The organism is Achromobacter pulmonis (genome assembly GCF_021733725.1).
GTDB classification, from domain to species: domain Bacteria; phylum Pseudomonadota; class Gammaproteobacteria; order Burkholderiales; family Burkholderiaceae_B; genus Achromobacter; species Achromobacter pulmonis.
Genome location: NZ_JAIFOT010000001.1, coordinates 4,495,012 through 4,511,213, shown reverse-complemented (window position 1 = coordinate 4,511,213; position 16,202 = coordinate 4,495,012). Strand labels below are relative to the sequence as shown.

The 16,202-nt window shown below is 68.5% G+C and carries 14 protein-coding genes; 6 read left to right on the top strand and 8 right to left on the bottom strand.

Going from position 1 to position 16,202, the window contains the following annotated elements; all coding sequences use genetic code 11:
- Positions 1-32: 32 nt before the first annotated feature.
- Entirely contained in the window at positions 33-917 is an 885-nt protein-coding gene (locus K2W61_RS20695; protein ID WP_175135296.1) for a LysR family transcriptional regulator, read from the bottom strand.
- A gap of 192 nt (positions 918-1,109) precedes the next feature.
- On the opposite strand from K2W61_RS20695, the gene K2W61_RS20690 reads away from it, so the two are divergent.
- Positions 1,110-2,639: an MFS transporter gene (locus K2W61_RS20690; RefSeq protein ID WP_236756442.1), complete on the top strand. Its 1,530-nt coding sequence runs from the start codon at positions 1,110-1,112 to the stop codon at positions 2,637-2,639.
- 126 nt (positions 2,640-2,765) lie between these two features.
- Positions 2,766-3,176: a group III truncated hemoglobin gene (locus K2W61_RS20685; RefSeq protein WP_175135298.1), complete on the top strand. Its 411-nt coding sequence runs from the start codon at positions 2,766-2,768 to the stop codon at positions 3,174-3,176.
- A gap of 36 nt (positions 3,177-3,212) precedes the next feature.
- Here the strand turns inward: K2W61_RS20685 and K2W61_RS20680 are convergent, their stop codons facing one another.
- From K2W61_RS20680 to K2W61_RS20670, 3 genes are all read right to left on the bottom strand, one after another.
- Positions 3,213-5,483, bottom strand: coding sequence for an ATP-dependent DNA helicase (locus K2W61_RS20680; protein WP_236756441.1), 2,271 nt, complete (start codon positions 5,481-5,483; stop codon positions 3,213-3,215).
- Entirely contained in the window at positions 5,480-7,135 is a 1,656-nt protein-coding gene (locus K2W61_RS20675) for a VRR-NUC domain-containing protein (RefSeq protein ID WP_236756440.1), read from the bottom strand. Before K2W61_RS20675 ends, K2W61_RS20680 begins: the two co-directional genes overlap by 4 nt.
- 69 nt (positions 7,136-7,204) lie before the next feature.
- Entirely contained in the window at positions 7,205-7,714 is a 510-nt protein-coding gene (locus K2W61_RS20670; protein ID WP_175139731.1) for a P-loop nucleotide/nucleoside kinase family protein, read from the bottom strand.
- Positions 7,715-7,947: 233 nt separating this feature from the next.
- Here K2W61_RS20670 and K2W61_RS20665 point away from each other — a divergent pair, with 233 nt between their 5' ends.
- Together K2W61_RS20665 and K2W61_RS20660 are read left to right on the top strand one after the other, a co-directional pair.
- Positions 7,948-8,463: a GNAT family N-acetyltransferase gene (locus K2W61_RS20665; protein WP_236757051.1), complete on the top strand. Its 516-nt coding sequence runs from the start codon at positions 7,948-7,950 to the stop codon at positions 8,461-8,463.
- Between the two features lie 91 nt (positions 8,464-8,554).
- Positions 8,555-8,797, top strand: a complete 243-nt coding sequence (locus tag K2W61_RS20660) for a hypothetical protein (protein ID WP_175135302.1) — start codon at positions 8,555-8,557, stop codon at positions 8,795-8,797.
- Positions 8,798-8,849: 52 nt separating this feature from the next.
- Here the strand turns inward: K2W61_RS20660 and K2W61_RS20655 are convergent, their stop codons facing one another.
- From K2W61_RS20655 to K2W61_RS20645, 3 genes are read right to left on the bottom strand one after another with little or no spacing between them, the layout of a single operon-like run.
- Positions 8,850-10,166, bottom strand: a complete 1,317-nt coding sequence (locus K2W61_RS20655; protein WP_236756439.1) for a c-type cytochrome — start codon at positions 10,164-10,166, stop codon at positions 8,850-8,852.
- A 10-nt stretch (positions 10,167-10,176) separates the two neighbouring features.
- Positions 10,177-11,952, bottom strand: a complete 1,776-nt coding sequence (locus K2W61_RS20650) for a GMC family oxidoreductase (protein WP_175135304.1) — start codon at positions 11,950-11,952, stop codon at positions 10,177-10,179.
- Between the two features lie 3 nt (positions 11,953-11,955).
- Positions 11,956-12,669, bottom strand: a complete 714-nt coding sequence (locus K2W61_RS20645) for a gluconate 2-dehydrogenase subunit 3 family protein (RefSeq protein ID WP_175135305.1) — start codon at positions 12,667-12,669, stop codon at positions 11,956-11,958.
- A 360-nt stretch (positions 12,670-13,029) separates the two neighbouring features.
- On the opposite strand from K2W61_RS20645, the gene K2W61_RS20640 reads away from it, so the two are divergent.
- A complete protein-coding gene (locus K2W61_RS20640; RefSeq protein WP_236756438.1) occupies positions 13,030-13,590 on the top strand; it encodes a hypothetical protein in 561 nt (186 codons plus the stop codon).
- A gap of 39 nt (positions 13,591-13,629) precedes the next feature.
- On the opposite strand, the gene K2W61_RS20635 is transcribed toward K2W61_RS20640, so the two are convergent.
- The gene (locus tag K2W61_RS20635; RefSeq protein ID WP_236756437.1) at positions 13,630-15,081 is read right to left on the bottom strand and encodes an MFS transporter; all 1,452 of its coding nucleotides are present in this window, start codon (positions 15,079-15,081) and stop codon (positions 13,630-13,632) included.
- Positions 15,082-15,269: 188 nt separating this feature from the next.
- Between K2W61_RS20635 and K2W61_RS20630 the strand changes: the two genes are divergently transcribed.
- A complete protein-coding gene (locus K2W61_RS20630; RefSeq protein WP_175135308.1) occupies positions 15,270-16,181 on the top strand; it encodes a LysR family transcriptional regulator in 912 nt (303 codons plus the stop codon).
- Positions 16,182-16,202 lie beyond the last annotated feature (21 nt).

Genomic DNA, 16,202 nt, shown 5'->3' with positions numbered 1-16,202 from the left:
AAGGACGCGGGAATGGCCGCGCCGCCCACGCGTCACCCCAACGTGTGCCGCGCCAGGTGGTCCACGAACACCCGCAGCTTGGGCGACGGGTGGCGGCTGGCCGGCCACAGCGCCCACATGGTGGCGTTGCCGCGCGTGCGTTCGTCCATCACCGTCACCAGCCGACCCGCGGCCAGCTCTTCCTTGATGGTGAAGTCCGGCAGGCAGACGATGCCCAGCCCGCCCAGCGCCAGGAAGATGCGGGTCTCGACGCTGTTGCAGACCAGCGTCAGCGGCAGTTCGGGCGCCGGTGCGCCAGCGGCGGTCTTCAAAGGCCACTGCTCCAGCTTGCCGGTGCTGGGATAGCGGTAATGCAGGCAGCAATGGCGCAACAGGTCGCTGGCGCGGCGCGGCGTGCCATGCCGCGCCAAGTAGTCGGGCGTGGCCGCCAGGATGCGGCGGAACTGTCCCAGGCGCCGGCGCTTCAGTCCGGAGTCCTGCATCTCGCCTGAACGCACCACCGCGTCGTACCCCTCGCCGATCACGTCGACCATCCGGTCGGTGAAATCCAGGTCCAGCCGCACCTGCGGATACTGCTGCATGAACGTGGCGATGGCCGGTTCGAACAGGCGGCTGTAGCGCGGCAGGCTGACGCGCAGCCGGCCGCTGGGCGTGCCGGCTGCCTCGGACAGTTCCAGCTCGGCGGCTTCCACTTCGCACAGGATGCGGCGACACCGTTCCAGGAATTTCTCGCCTTCCGGCGTCAAGGTGATGTGGCGCGTGCTGCGGTGAAACAACCGCACTTTCAGGTGCGCTTCCATCCGCGCCACGCTCTTGCCGACCGCCGACGGCGACACACCCAGCATCCGCCCCGCTTCCGCGAAGCTGCGGGTGTCCGCCACCAGCACGAAAACACCGATACCGCTGAGGCTGTCCATCGCCAAGCTTCCTTCAATGCGGACTTTCATGTCCGGAATATTCGGAATCCTAGCCTATTTTTCTTTTATTGATGGCTGCCTATTCTGCCGGCACTGCGTTCCCGGACGCTCGACGCGCGCCGACGCCATTGCCTTGTTTGCCGGGCCGAGCCGGCCACAGCCTCGTTTCACGTTATCGACATCGCTATCGACATGACCTCCCTGCCTGCTTCCCCCGCCCCCAACCGCTGGCTGCAACTGCTGGCCGCCTGTCTCACCGCCGTGCTCATTCCCCTGTGCTTCACGGGCCCCGCCGTGGTGCTGCCTGCGATCAGCCAAGCGCTGGGCGGCACGCCGGTGCAACTGAACTGGATCCTCAATGGCTACATCCTGGCCTACGGCAGCGTCATCATGGTGTCGGGCAGCCTCACCGATCTGTACGGCCCGCGCCGCGTCTGGCTGGGCGGACTGGCCTGGTTCTGCGTCTTCACCTTTCCCATCGCCTGGGCGCCGTCGGCCGGCTGGATCGACTTCCTGCGGCTGATGCAGGGCGTGGGCGGCGCGGCGGCCTTTGCCGCGGCCATGTCGTCGCTGGCGCCGCTGTTCCATGGCGCGGCCCGGGCCCGCGCCTTCAGTCTGCTGGGCACCACCTTCGGCATCGGCCTGTCGTTCGGGCCGCTGATTTCCGGCTGGCTGGTGCAGACGGCCGGCTGGCGCTGGGTCTTCCACGGCACCGGCCTGGTCGGCCTGCTCGGCCTGGCACTGGTGGCCGCCAGCGTTCGCGCCTCGACGGGCGCGGCCGGCGGCCGTTTCGACTGGCGCGGCGCGCTCAGCTTCACCGGCGCGCTGGGGCTGTTCACCTACGGCATGTTGCTGGCGCCCGAGAACGGCTGGCGCGACGCCGCCGTGGCCGGCTCGCTACTGGCGTCCGTGCTGCTGGGCGGTGCCTTCATCATCACCGAGACGCGCGCCTCGCATCCGATGCTGGACCTGTCGCTGTTTCGCAGCCCGCGCTTTGTCGGCGTGCAGGCCCTCGCCGCCTCGCCGGCCTTTCTCTTCATCGCGCTGATCGCCATCCTGCCCGGTCGCTTCATCGGCATCGACGGCCACAGCGCGCTGCGCGCCGGCCAGCTGATGATGGGCCTGGCCACGCCGCTGCTGGGGGTGCCGTTCCTGGCGGCGCTGCTGACGCGCCGCTTCAGCCCCGCCACGCTGTCCAGCACCGGACTGGTACTGGCCGCCGCCGGCCTGGCCTGGCTGGCGCACGACCTGGGCAGCGACGCCGACGGGCTGTGGCTGCCGATGAGCCTCATCGGTATCGGCATCGGCTTGCCCTGGGGTCTGATGGACGCGATGGCGGTCAGCGTGGCGCCGCCCGAGCGCGTCGGCATGGCCACCGGCATCTTCAACACCGTGCGCGTGTCGGCCGATGGCGTCGCCATCGCGACCATCAGCGCCCTGCTGGCCACGCTGATCCACGCCCAGGTCGCGCTCGCCCTGCCGGACGCCGGCGTCCAGGCCCTGTTGCAGGCCGCCAACCGTGCGGCGCTGGGCCAGTTGGACGAGGCCGGCGCGCTGCTGCCCGGCGCCAACGGCCTGCTGCACCAGGCCTACGATGCGGCCTTCGGGCAGGTGCTGTACGCCCTGGCCGGATTCGCGTTGTTGCTGGCCGTGCTGGTCCATGCCTTGCTGGCCAGGCCCGAGATGGCCCCGATGGCGCGAGCGCGGCCCCAGCCGCATTGAATGGCCGCCAAGCGGGAGCCGGCGCCCGCGCGCATGGAGCGGCGGCAGTTTGCGCCAGATCAATCCGTCCTGCCGCCGTCGCGCCCTACTATTCGCGCTGCCGTGACATGCCGCCAGGAGATTTTTTTGTCCGAACCCGACATCTGCACCGAAACCGAGATCCGCGACCTGGTGCATGCGTTCTACGCCAAGGCGCGCGCCGACAATGCGCTGGGGCCGGTGTTCGCGTCCCAGGTACACGATTGGGACCAACACCTGGCGACCCTGTCGGACTTCTGGTCCGCGGTGCTGCTAGGCACCCGCCGTTTCACCGGCATGCCGATGCCCAAGCACGTGGCCATGCCGCACTTGAGCGCCGCGCTGTTCGAACGCTGGCTGGCGCTTTGGGGCGAGACCCTGGCGGCGCTACCCAATCGCGCCTTGGCCGATGCCGCCGGCGAAATGGCCAAGCGCATGGCGCGCAGCCTGTGGTATGGCTACCAGCTCAGCCGCGACCCGGCGCAACAGCCGACCGAATTGCGCCCCACGACCTTCTAGGGCCAGGGCCTGCCCCGCGGGCGCCCGGCGGCGGCCCTAATCCACCCGCCACCAACTGGGCAGCAGGTTGCGCACCTTGGCGCGGCGGTAGCGGTCATCGATGAGATGCACCGTGCCCACGTCCTGCTCGGTGCGGATCACGCGGCCGGCGGCCTGCACCACCTTCTGCATGCCGGGATAGAGATAGGTGTAGTCGTAGCCCTGCGCCTCGCCATAGCGCCGCGCCATGGCGCGCTTGATGTTCTCGTTGATGGCATTGACCTGCGGCAATCCCAGGGTGGCGATGAAGGCGCCGATCAGGCGCTTGCCAGGCAGGTCCACCCCCTCAGAAAACGCACCGCCCAGCACCGCGAAGCCGACCCCCTGGCCGCTTTCGGTGAACCGCGCCAGGAACGCGGCGCGGCCGGGCTCGTCCATGCCCGGCGTCTGCTGCCAGATCGGCACTTGCGGATGGCGCAGCCGCATCAGCTCGGCGACCTGCCGCAGGTAGTCGAAGCTGCTCAGGAAGCCCAGGTAATTGCCCGGCCGGCGCGCGTACTCGGCCGCGATCAGGTCGGTGATGGGCGCCAGCGAACGCTCACGGTCGCGATAGCGGGTGGACACGTGGCCCACCACCCTCACTGCCAGTTGCTCGGCCTGGAACGGCGCGGCCACGTCGATCCAGGCCGTGTCCTGCGGCAGGCCCAGGGTGTCGCGGTAGAACTGCTGCGGGCTCAGCGTGCCGGAAAACAGCACCGTGGCATGGGCCGCCGCATGGCGCGCCGCCAGGTACGGGGCCGGCACCACATTGCGCACGCAGAGCGTGGAAGGCGGCGTCTTGGCCCCATGCCCCGCGCCCGCGGCCCGGGTCACGTCGAACAGCGCATGCGGGCCGAACTGCTCGGCCAGCCGCAGGAAATGCAGCGCTTCGAAGTAGAACGCCAGCACCGGATCGTCCTGGGCCAGCGGCGACTCGCCCAGGTAGTCGGTGATGGCGGCCACCGCCTTCTGCACCGCCGCCAGCACGCCGGCCGGCGCCTCGTCGTAGGCCTGGTAGGCCTCGGCCTGCTTCTTGTTGAGCGCCGTCCAGGAACGCTGCAGGCCGTCCAGCGGCTTTTTCAGCGGCTTGGGCGCGGCCTGCCGCGCCGCCGCCAGGCCCAGCGGGTTCAATTCGCCCGTATACATGCGACGGGCGCGATCGACCAGGTTGTGCGCCTCGTCCACCAGCACCGCCACCTTCCACTGGTGGGCCTGCGCCAGCGCGTGCAACATGGCGGTGGCGTCGTAGTAGTAGTTGTAGTCGCCTACCACCACATCGCTCCAGCGGATCAGCTCCTGCGAGAGGTAATACGGGCATACCTGGTGGGCCCGGGCCGTGGCGCGCACCGCCGGCGCGTCCAGCCGCGCCTGCGCCAGCGCCGCTTCGCGCGCTGCCGGCAAGCGGTCGTAGAAGCCCTGCGCCAACGGGCAGGAGTCGCCGTGGCAGGCTTTGTCCGGATGCTCGCAGGTCTTGTCGCGCGCCAGCAGGTCGAGCACCCGCAGGCGAGGCTGCGCGGGCTGGGCGTTCAGGCTGTCCAGCGCCGCCAGCGCCAGGCCCCGGCCCGAGCCCTTGGCGGCCAGGAAGAAGACCTTGTCCAGCCCGGTGCCCGGCGCCGCCTTGAGCAGCGGGAACAACGTGCCCAGCGTCTTGCCGATGCCGGTGGGCGCCTGCGCCATCAGGCAGCGGCCATCGCGCGCCGCGCGGTACACCGACACCGCCAACTCGCGCTGCCCGCTGCGGAATTCCCCATGCGGGAACGCCAGCCGTTCCAGTGCCGCGTCGCGCGCCTGGCGATGCGCCAGCTCCGTGCGGGACCAGTCCAGAAAACGCGCGCATTGTTCCCGGAAAAAGGCCGCCAGCCAGGCGGCGTCGCGCGTTTCGGCCAGCACGGTTTCTTCTTCGGTGGCCACGTTGAAGTACACCAGCGCCACACGAATCTGCGACAGCCCGCGCGCCAGGCACAGCAGGTGCGCATAGACCCGCGCCTGGGCCCAGTGCGCGGCGCGGTGATTGTCACGCACGCTGTCGAAGCGGCCGCGATAGGTCTTGATTTCCTCGAGCTGGTTGGCCACCGGGTCATAGCCGTCGGCGCGTCCCCGCACCAGCAGGTTGTCGTGCTGGCCGGTCAGCGCCACCTCGGTTTCATAGGCCGGGCCACGCCGGCCCGTCACGGCGGCGTGGCCGGCCATGCCCTCCAGGCCGCTGGGGGCGGGCGTGAAGCGCAGGTCCAGGTCGCCTTCGCGGGCCGTGAACTCGCACAGCGCCCGTACCGCCACCGTGTACGTCATGCTCCTGGCTCCCGCCACCTGACATGGCAGACCCGCACCGGCATGCCATGCTCGGCGCAATAGTCCAGCCAGCGGATCTGGTTGTCCTGCAGCTTGTCGCCCGGCCCCTTGATCTCGATGAGTTCATAGCCGGGCGCCTGCGCCTGGAAGCGGATCAGATCGGGCAGACCCGAGCGGTTGGCCTTGACGTCGCGCAGCAGCCGCAAGAAGAACCGCTTCAGGTGCTGCGGCGGCAGATGAGCGAGCGCCTGTTCCAGCAGCGCTTCGTCCAGCGCCCCCCAGAAAACGAAAGGCGATTGCACGCCCTGCTTGTCGGCATAGCGGCGGCGGATGGTGTCGCGGTACTCGCCCGTGTCGAGTTGCGCCAGGCAGGCGGCGAACAGCGCCTCGCGGCGGGCATGGAAGTCGGGCGCGTCCAGGTCGGCCGGGCCGCGCTGGAACGGGTGAAAAAACGCGCCTGGCAAGGGCGCGAACACCGCCGGCCAGCACAACAGGCCGAACAGGGAATTGATCAGCGCGTTCTCGACGTAATGCACGGGCGCATCGTCGCAATGGAGATGGTCGCGGGCGGCCAATTCCACCGGCCTGGGCGGCTCGGGGCGATCCAGTTCCAGGTCGAACCGCAGCACCCGCGGCGGCGCCGGACGCGGCGCCGCCTGACCCGCCTTGCGGCGCAGGCGCGGCAGCATGCGCGCCAGCCGTTGGGATTCTTCCTCGCTTTCCGGCTCGGCTTCGGCCTGCAAGGCCAGCGCCAGCGCCTGATCGAAGCGCGCCATGCGCTCATACACCCGGATACGCCGATGACGCGCCCCGGGATACGCGCACAGGCCGTACACCTGTTCGGCCGCCTGCCAATCCTGCGCGCGTTCGCAGGCCTGACCCAGGCGCAGCAATACCTTGGCGCGACGTTTCTCCAGCCAGGCGTTGTCGCTGGCGCATTCGGCCACCGCGCGCAGCTGGGCCTCCACATCCAGGCCCTGGTCCAGCGCCTGCCGGCAGGCGTGCAGGGCCAGATAACGGTCGACATCGCCGCGCGCCTGGAAAGCCCGCGACGATGGCTCGAACGGCACGGCTTCATACTGGAAGACTCCCAGATCGGCCAGCACGAACGCTGACCAGTCCTGGTGCAGGTTTCCGAAGAACATCAGCCGGAACCGTTCGCATAGATCGGCGATCGCCACCCGCCATGCCGGGTCGGCGGGTACGCCGGCCGCCGCGCCCGATACCCAGCAGGCATGAGGCCGGGCCTCGGGATGGCGGGCGCGCAGCGCTTCGAGCAGATCCGCCTTGCGTCCCGCCCTCTTGGCCGCGGGGATGGCGAACAGCCGGTCCAGTTCGGGCCGCGTATGCAAGGCGAACAGCTCGTCCAGCGTCATTGGGGCATCGGCGTCCAGCCAACCCAGCGCCAGCAATGGCGCGGCGGCCTCGGCCGTGCCGGGGATTTCCTCGTACACCAGACGGCTGGCGCGGAACCAGGGCCCGCGCCGCATCAGCATGCGCACCAGCAACGCCCGCGATGCCTGCGGCAGGCCGGTGAAATCCGCCATGAAGCGGCGTTCACGATCGTCCAGCAGATCGGCATAGCGGTCGCCGACCCACGCCAGGGCGCGCTGGAAATTGTGCAGGTAGTAGTAGCGGTGCGCGGGCAACATCGACCGGAAAATGACTGGATGTTTATCCAGCAATCATAGCAGGCCGCCGCACCATCCCGAACCCTCGGCTTACCCCTGCCCGTGGCGCACGATCTCGAACCCCTCGTCGTCCTGCGGCGTCACGAAATACGCCGTGATGGCGTCGTACTGCGCCTCGCTGGTGGTGAACGGATGCGTGCCGGATTGATTGCGGGCCCGCAACCGCGCCTTGCAGACCGCGTCGGGCAGATCCAGGAAATGCAGTTGGTGGCGGCACCCCGCCGCGTCGACCACCTGGCGCAGCCACGCCCGGCTGGCACGCGTGTTGGCGGGAAAATCCAGCACCACCGACAACCCCGCCCGGACCAGCGCGGCGACATGGCCGCCCATCGCCTGGCGCAGGCGGCCGGCACAGCGCGCATAATCCGCCACCTCGCGGATCTCGCCGGGGTACAGAGCCGCCAGCCAGGCGTCCTCGCTGATCAGCACCGTGCGCGGTAGCGATGCCAGCCGCACCGCCAGGGTCGATTTGCCAGCGCCGATCTTGCCGCACAGCAAGTGCAGCACGGCGGCTGGGGACGATTCGGAATGTGATTGCATGGCATGCCTCGGAAAAAAACCAATCGGCGAGCCAACAAAAAACCCGCCGCTGGCGGGTTGATGTCGCGATGATCCGACGCGCGCTAACCCACCCTGTTGCCAATGGGGGGAATAATCGCGGCGGACGGACGCGGCAGGAGCTTCATGCGATGATAATGCCCGCCGCCCGCGCCGCCGTCAAACCGGCCGCCTTCCGCGTTGCCGATTTCCCGTGCCACCCCACCCAGGAACCCATGCCCGCCGCTCCCGTCACCCTGCGCCAGGCGACCGCCCGCGACGCCGACACCATCGCCGCCATGCACGCCGCCAGTTGGGCCGCCACTTATCGCGGCCTGCTGCCCGATGGCTTCCTTGACGCCGGCCTGGCCGACAATCGCCGGGTGCACTGGCAGGAGCAACTGCGCGGGAGCGATGCCGACGCGCAGGCGGTATTCATCGCCGAACAGGCCGGACAGCCGATCGGTTTCGTCTGCGTCAAGCAGGAACGCGACCATCCTGACGACGTCCTGCTGGACAACCTGCACGTACTGGCGCCGCACCAGGGCACTGGCGCCGGCAAGCTGATGGTGGCGCGCGCCACCGACTGGGCCCGCGCCCGCGGCGCATCGCGGCTGTACCTGTACGCCCTGGAAGGCAACAACCGCGCCATCGCGTTCTACGAACGCCAGGGCTGGCGGCACACCGGCACCGAAAGTGACCAGATCGGCGGCATCGCCGTGCAGGCGCGTCGCTACGAGCGGCCGGTGTAGCGACACGCGCCCCGGATTGCGAGTAAGGTATGCCTGAGAGGCCTTCATCGTCCGGCACGCCGGCCCGTGCCACCTGCAGGAACCGCGCATCATGACTACCCTTCACCCGGCACTGCGCCCCCTCCTGGCCGCGATTGCCTGTGCATCGCTCGCCAGCTGCGCCAACCCGCCGGCCCGCGGCACGGATCTGGACTATCGCAGCCGCCCGCCCTCGGCCACGCAGGGCGCGACCAGCGCCCCGGGCCAACGCCTGAACATCCAGACCGGCGAGGGTGAACGCCTGAATCTGCCCTGGTTCATCCAGGACACGCAGAACCTGATCAATCGCCAGTGAGCCTGGCGGGGCGCATCAGCGCGCCGCGGGCCGGGCGGCCCGCGGCGGGCGATTACCGCGCCGGCGCCTTGGCCGCGCCCACTTCCTTGCGCACCTTGGCCACGTCCGAGGCGCTGACCGCCGCGCCCTGGTTACCCCAGCTGGCGCGCACGAAACTCACCACGTCGGCGACCTCTTTGTCCGTCAAGCGCCAGTCGAAGCCCGGCATCGCATACGCCGTGGGCGCCGCCGAGGTCCCCGGCATCTGCGCGCCCTTGAGCACGATGTGGATCAACGACGCGGGATCGGCCGAGTTGACAGTCGAACTCAGCGCCAACTGCGGGAAGGTCTCCGCATAGCCCTTGCCGGTGCTGCGGTGGCAGGCCGCGCAGTTGTTCAGGAACGTCATCGCGCCATCGCTCGTATCCTTGCCGGTGCGCAGGGCCTGCGCCACGGTGTCGTTGTAGGCGAGCGCCTTGGTGGCGTCCTTGTTCACCGGCGGCAGGCTCTTCAGGTATACCGCGATGGCGTTGACGTCGGCGTCGGTCAAATGCTGGGTGCTGTCCTGCACCACCTGCGCCATGCCGCCGAACGCGGCCGAGTGGCCGTTGCGCCCGGACTTCAGGAAGGCTGCAATGTCCTCCTTGCTCCAGGCGCCCAGGCCGTCCACCATGTCGCCGCGCAGGTTCTTGGCGACCCAGCCATCGACCACGCCACCGGACAGGAAGGCCGAACCGTCGGCGGCGGTCAACGCCTTTTCCTGCAGGGCGAAGCCGCGCGGGGTGTGGCAGGTGCTGCAATGGCCCAGGCCCTCGACCAGGTACTGGCCGCGCAGCAGCGCCTGCTTGTCGGCGTCGTTGGCGGCAGTGGCGGTGACCGGCGCGGTAGCGACGTCGGGCGCGAAAATCCAGCGCCACACGCCCAGCGGCCAGCGCATCGACAGCGGCCAGGTGATGTCGGTGTCCTTGTTGGCCTGCTTGACCGGCGCGACGCCGTGCATGAAGTAGGCATACAGGGCCTTGATGTCCTCCGGCGAGACCTTGGCGTAGGACGTGTACGGCATCGCCGGATAGAGCGAATGACCGTCCTTGGCCACGCCATGGCGCACAGCGCGGTCGAAATCCTCCAACGTGTAGTTGCCGATGCCCGTGTCCTTGTCGGGCGTGATGTTGGTGGAATAGATGGTGCCCAGCGGCGAATCGATGCCCAGGCCGCCGGCAAAGGGCTTGCCGTCCTTGGCCGTATGGCAGGCGATGCAGTCGCCGGCGCGCGACAGATATTCGCCCTGCTTGATCAGCTGCGCATCGGCGCTGGCGGGCGTGCCGTCGGCGGCCCAGGCGGCGCCAGCGGCCAGGACGGAAAGCGCGGCAACAATGCTCTTCATCATCATTGTCGGCTCCTTATGCCTGCACCAGCGGGCCGGGGTTCTTCAGGTATTGCTCGCGGATCGCTTGCGCGGCCCAGTACGCCAGGGCTCCCACCAGGCCGGTCGGGTTGTAGCCCATGTTCTGGGGGAACACGCAGGCGCCCATCACGAACACGTTGGGCACGTCCCAGCTCTGCAGATACTTGTTGACCACGCTTTCCCTGGGGTTGGCGCCCATGATGGCGCCGCCGGTGTTGTGCGTGCTCTGGTAGACCCGCGTGTCGTAGTGCGAGCCCTTCTTGCGCACGGCCACGAAGTGCTTCTCGGGCTTCATGGCCTTGGCCACATCCTCCATGCGCTTGCCCATGTAGCCGAGCATATCGAATTCGTTGTCGTGCCAATCGAAGGTCATGCGCAACAGCGGCTGGCCGAAGCTGTCCTTGTAGGTCGGATCGAGCGACAGGTAGGCATCGCGGTACGACATGACCGAACCGGACATGCCGATCGTCATGTAGCGCTGATAGGCGTCCTGCACGCCGGCCTTCCAGGCCGTCCCCCAGCTGGGCGTGCCCGGCGTGGTGGGCGTCTGCTTGATGGGACGGCCGCCGTAGCGCACGTGGCGGATGCTGGCGCCGCCGATGAACCCCAGCGGGCCATGATCGAACTGGTCGCCGTTCAGGTCGTCCATGCTCACGCCGCCGGCTCCCGTTCCCACGAACGGATTGAGCTGCGTGCCCTTGGGCAGCAGCACATTGATGGCGCCGTTCATCTGATAGGCGTAGTTCTTGCCGACCACGCCTTCATTGGTCTTGGGATCGTACGGCTTGCCGATGCCCGACAGCAGCAGCAGGCGCACATTGTGCATCTGATAGGCCGACAGGATCACCAGGTCGGCGGGCTGCTCGATCTCGCGGCCCTGGGCGTCGATATACGTCACGCCGACGGCCTTCTTGCCGGTCGAATCGAGGTTGACCTTGATCACGTGCGAATGGGTGCGCAGCTCGAAGTTGGGCTTTTTCAGCAGCACCGGCAGGATGGTGGTCTGCGGCGAAGCCTTCGAATACATGTAGCAGCCGTAGTTCTCGCAGAAGCCACAGAAATTACAGGGGCCCAGGCGCACGCCGTACGGGTTGGTGTACGGGCCGGAGGCATTGGCCGCGGGCGCCGGATACGGATGGAAGCCCACTTCGCGCGCAGCCTTCTCGAACAATTGCGCGCCGTAGGTGGTGGTCAGCGGCGCCAGCGGATATTCCTTGCTGCGCTTGCCTTCCAGCGGGTTGCCGCCCTCGACGATCTGGCCGTTGAGGTTGCCGGCCTTGCCCGAAGTGCCGCATACGTATTCGAACTTGGTGAAAAAGGGCTCCAGTTCATCGTAGGTGACGCCGAAGTCCTGGATCGTCATGCCTTCGGGGATGAAACTCTTGCCGTAGCGCGTTTCGTAGCGGGTGCGCAGTTCCAGTTCCTCGGGCAGCACGCGGTAGTGCATGCCGTTCCAGTGAAAGCCCGCGCCCCCGACGCCCGTCCCCAGCAGGAACGAGCCATTCTGGCGATACGGCACGGCCACGTCGTCCACGCCGTGCCGTATTGTCACGGTCTCCTTGGACAGATCCTGGAACAGCTTGCCGCGCACCGAGTACGCCAGCTCATCCAGCACCTTGGGGTATTCCGCTTCCTTGGGGGTGTCCTGCATGGCGCCGCGCTCCAGCGCCAGCACCTGCAGCCCGGCCTCGGTCAACTCCTGGCCCAGGATCGCCCCGGTCCAGCCGAAGCCCACCAGCACCGCGTCGACTTTGTCTTTCTTGATCGCCATGGCTTATCCCCTTTCCCCGGAAATCGACACAGGTCCATAGGGATACTTGACGTTGGGCTGGTCGGCCCAGTCCATGAAGTCGCCGCGCGCGCCCGGGAATCCCACCATCTTCCAGCCCACCATGTTCTTGTTGCCGCCGTACATGGGATCGGCGAAGAAGCCTTCCTTGGTATTGCTGAGCAGGAAACTGAAGAAGGTCTTGGCGGGCACGGTGTCGAATTCGATCTTGCCGGCCTGCAGATCCTTCAGGATCTGTTCCTGCAAGGGCTTATCCAACTCAGCGTAGAGCTTGCCATGGGTTTTCTTGCACCAGGCATCACAGGCCTGGATGCCGTGGCGGTAAACCTCACGCGGGTTCTGGTTGATCTGGTAGCCCAGCTCGGGCGCCACGTCGGGATGGAACGGCCCCTGCATGTACCAGAGCTTGCCGTGGCCATACGGCGTTTCCATCTGGCGGTCGATGAACTCGGGCACGCCGGCCTCGATGGCGCCGGGGCCGTACTGGTCAGCGGGGATCAGGTGATCGACCGCGGCCACGATGAAGTTCCATTCGGGCGGGGTGAAGTAAGTGGGTTCGTAGGGCTTGGCGCCGCGCGCCGAACCGGTGTCGGCGGCGTTGGTACAGCCGGTGGCCGCTACGCCCACCGCCAGCGTCGACGCGGGCACGATGGCCAACGCCTGCAGAAACCGCCTGCGCGGCTTTGCATCTTCTGTCATAGACATCTCCGTGAAAGTTCCAAGTCGTCCTAGCGCACAGCCGAACATGCACCCCTGGAAACACGAACTGCCGGGCCGCGCCCTGGTGACAACGCGCTCTTCTTCGTTACAGAAAAACGGACCGATCCTTGAAAAGGGACACAAGGAAAGGTGGCCCCCATTATGCGCTTTTCAGACCAACTGATCTGCTCTACCGACCGGATCAGATCGATTTTCTTGACTTGGGATTTACTTTTGCATTAAGGACATTGTCAGAAGGAGCCATGCCCGGGTCGGGCCGGTATAGTGCGCAGGCGCGCTTGCGCCCGCCGCCGGCCCTCGCCGCCCTCGATAACAAACGTTACTCATGGAAACCATTCAATGACGGAACAAAGCAAGACCTGGCGCGCCACCACCCGCACTTGGTCGGTATCGAGTGACACGCCCGAAGCGCGCGACGCCGGCACCGGTCAGTTGATCGGCGTCAGCGAGCAGTGGCGCTACGAAAGCAGCGACGATGACGGCGATGGCCCTTTCTCGGTCGAGATCAATAACGGCGCGGTCACGGTGAACGGCCGCCACTACGGCAGCCTGGACGCAGTGCCGCGCGCCGAGCGCGAGCGCATCGAGGCGTTGCGCGACAGCCTGTCCGGCGACGGCCTGCTGAGCCTGTTGCGGCAGGCCGGCGTGGACACCCGCGTCCTGGGCGCAGCGGCCGTCCGCGACAACCCGGCCAAGCCCGACTTCGTCATCGAGACAGATATCCCCGACGTACGCGCAGCGGCCACGCCCGGCCAGTTGGCGCCGCCGCCCACGCCGATGGATGCCGGCAGCGCCGCGCCGGGCGCCGTGCCGCAAAGCGGCGGCCTGCGCCGCATCGTGCTGATCGCCGTGGCGCTGGGCCTGGCCTGGGCGGCCTTGCGGCTGACCGGCATGGTCTGAGCCGTCACCGCCGTGCGCGGGCACCCCGCGCCTGTTGCGTCATGCCGCGCGGCCGGCGCCGCGGTTTCGCCGCGCGATGACGAATCCGCCCGCGCCCAACACCGCGGCCACGGCGAACGTCAGCGTCATGCCTCGCGCCACCGCAGCGGGCGCGGCCATCGCCAGATCCGTCGCCCCCGCCCCGTGGGCGAACAGCGCGCTCAGGACCGAGGCCCCGGTCACCAGCCCGAGATTGCGCGACAGGTTGAGCATGCCCGCCACCAGGCCACGCTGCTCGGCGCCGATACTGGCCATGACGCCGGTGTTGTTGGCGGCCTGGAACGAGGCATAGCCGACCGTCAGCAGCGCGATCGGCCCCACATAACCGGCTACGCCCAGCGTGGCGGGCGCGGCCGCCAACAGCCCCGCGCCCGCCGCTACGGCGGCCAATCCGGCGCGGCTGACGCGGCCCGCGCCGAGGCGGTCCACCAACCGCCCCGCCGGCACGCCGCACAGCGCGCTGACCACCGGTCCCACCGACATCACCAGCCCGACCGCCGCCGCCCCCAGCCCCAACGCCTGTGTCAGATAGAACGGGCCGACCACGAAAGTGGCCATGATGACCGTCGACACCAGCGCATTGGTGGCCAATCCGGTGCGCAGGTCCGGGCGCCGCAGCAAGGCCGGACGCAGCAGCGGCGCCGTAGCCCGCGCCTCGACCCGCAGGAACAGCCAGCCCCCGGCGACCGCGGCCAGCAGCAGGCCGGCATTGAGCGCGCCGAAGCTTCCACGACCCAGCGTCATGGCCAGCGCATACGCCACCAGCGCCGCCGCCAGCATCACCGTGCCAACGACATCGAATGGGGCCGGCCGCGCCGCCCGCGGCCGATCGGCCGGCAGGTATCGGTACGCCAAGCCCATCGCCACCAGACCCAGCGGCAGGTTCAACAGAAAAATGGCGCGCCAGCCCGGCCCGGCGATCAAGGCTCCGCCCAGCGTCGGCCCGAGCGCCGTCCCCACCGCCGACATCGTGCCCAGCAATCCCATGGCGCTGCCGGCCCTGTCCTTGGGCAGCAGATCGCCAACGAAAGCCATCGTCAAGGCCATCATCACCGCCGCGCCCATCCCCTGCGCGACCCGCGCCGCCACCAGTTGCGTCAGCGTGGCGGCCATGCCGCAGGCGACCGACGCCAGCGTGAACACGGCGATCCCGGCCAGCAGCAGGCGCCGCCGACCCGCCATATCGCCCAGGCGCCCCGCCCCGACCACGCAGGAAGTGATCGCCAGCAGATACGCCAGCACGATCCATTGCACCTGCGAAAACGGCGCATGCAGCGCTTGCGCCAGGGTCGGCAGGCCGACATTGGCGCTGCTGGTGCCCAGCGAAGACAGCAGCATGGACAAGGCCAGGCCGGCCAGCGCCCAGGCAGTATGGCGGCCGGCCAAGGCGGCAGGCGCGGGATTGCGTGGCGCTTGAGAAGCCGGCGCGGCATTCGGCGAGGATTGAGACATGATGATCCGTGATGAAGGGAAACAGGAGACAGCCGGCCGGCGATACGCGCCGGACCCGGACACCGGGCCGTTCAAGCCCGCAGCAATGCCAGCGTACGTCCGTCCCGGCCATGGCGGAAGACGCACGGTTTGCACTTTATTCGTGCATATGACGCCATCTCAGGCGGCCGCCGTGATAAGGTCGGCCGATGTCCCGCCCCGATCTGAACCTGCTGCTCACGCTCGACGTCCTGCTGACCGAAGGCAACGTCGCCCGCGCCGCGCGCCGGCTGCACTTGAGCCCGTCGGCCATGAGCCGGGCGCTGGCGCGCCTGCGTGAAACCACTGGCGACCCCCTGCTGGTGCGAGCCGGCCGTGGCCTGGTGCCCACGCCGCGCGCCCTGGAACTGCGCGAACAGGTCAGCCGCCTGGTGCAGGAAGCCCAGGACGTGCTGCGCCCGGCCGAACTGCTCGACCCCTCGCGCCTGACGCGCGGCTTCACGCTGCGCGCCAGCGATGGCTTCGTTGAATACTTCGGCCCCGCGCTGATCGCCCTCGTCCGCGATGAGGCGCCGGGCGTGCGGCTGCGCTTTATGCAAAAGCCCGATAAAGACAGCAAGCCGCTGCGCGAGGGCAGCGTTGACCTGGAAATCGGCGTGGTCGGCGCCGCCAGCAGCCCGGAGATCCGCACCCGCGCCCTGTTTCGCGACCGCTTCATCGGCGTCGTGCGCGCCGGCCATCCCCTGGCCAAGGGCCGGATGAGCGCGGCCCGCTACGCCGCCGGCCAGCACGCGCTGGTCTCGCGCCGTGGCCTGGACAAGGGCCCCATTGACGATGCGCTGCAAGCGCTGGGCCTGACACGCCAGATCGCCGTCATCGTCGCCGGCTTTTCCGACGCGATCGCCCTGGCGCGCGGTTCCGACCTGATCGCCAGCGTGCCCGAGCGCCATACCGCCAACCTGCGTGCCGGCATGCACAGCTTCACACTGCCGGTGCCGGTGCCCCTCGTCACTGTCTCGATGCTGTGGCATCCGCGCATGGATGCCGACCCGGCGCACCGCTGGCTGCGCGATTGCGTATGGCGGATATGCGCGCCAGGAACCGCTACCATAGGGGTTTAACTGTCATCACCGCACGCTGCC

Excerpts from the sequence above, each read along its gene's own strand:
- K2W61_RS20695 (WP_175135296.1), bottom strand. The coding sequence starts at position 917 with ATGGACAGCCTCAGCGGTATCGGTGTTTTCGTGCTGGTGGCGGACACC.
- K2W61_RS20690 (WP_236756442.1), top strand. The coding sequence starts at position 1,110 with ATGACCTCCCTGCCTGCTTCCCCCGCCCCCAACCGCTGGCTGCAACTG.
- K2W61_RS20680 (WP_236756441.1), bottom strand. The coding sequence starts at position 5,483 with ATGACGTACACGGTGGCGGTACGGGCGCTGTGCGAGTTCACGGCCCGC.
- K2W61_RS20675 (WP_236756440.1), bottom strand. The coding sequence starts at position 7,135 with ATGTTGCCCGCGCACCGCTACTACTACCTGCACAATTTCCAGCGCGCC.
- K2W61_RS20670 (WP_175139731.1), bottom strand. The coding sequence starts at position 7,714 with ATGCAATCACATTCCGAATCGTCCCCAGCCGCCGTGCTGCACTTGCTG.
- K2W61_RS20665 (WP_236757051.1), top strand. The coding sequence starts at position 7,948 with ATGCCCGCCGCTCCCGTCACCCTGCGCCAGGCGACCGCCCGCGACGCC.
- K2W61_RS20660 (WP_175135302.1), top strand. The coding sequence starts at position 8,555 with ATGACTACCCTTCACCCGGCACTGCGCCCCCTCCTGGCCGCGATTGCC.
- K2W61_RS20655 (WP_236756439.1), bottom strand. The coding sequence starts at position 10,166 with ATGATGATGAAGAGCATTGTTGCCGCGCTTTCCGTCCTGGCCGCTGGC.
- K2W61_RS20650 (WP_175135304.1), bottom strand. The coding sequence starts at position 11,952 with ATGGCGATCAAGAAAGACAAAGTCGACGCGGTGCTGGTGGGCTTCGGC.
- K2W61_RS20645 (WP_175135305.1), bottom strand. The coding sequence starts at position 12,669 with ATGACAGAAGATGCAAAGCCGCGCAGGCGGTTTCTGCAGGCGTTGGCC.
- K2W61_RS20640 (WP_236756438.1), top strand. The coding sequence starts at position 13,030 with ATGACGGAACAAAGCAAGACCTGGCGCGCCACCACCCGCACTTGGTCG.
- K2W61_RS20635 (WP_236756437.1), bottom strand. The coding sequence starts at position 15,081 with ATGTCTCAATCCTCGCCGAATGCCGCGCCGGCTTCTCAAGCGCCACGC.
- K2W61_RS20630 (WP_175135308.1), top strand. The coding sequence starts at position 15,270 with ATGTCCCGCCCCGATCTGAACCTGCTGCTCACGCTCGACGTCCTGCTG.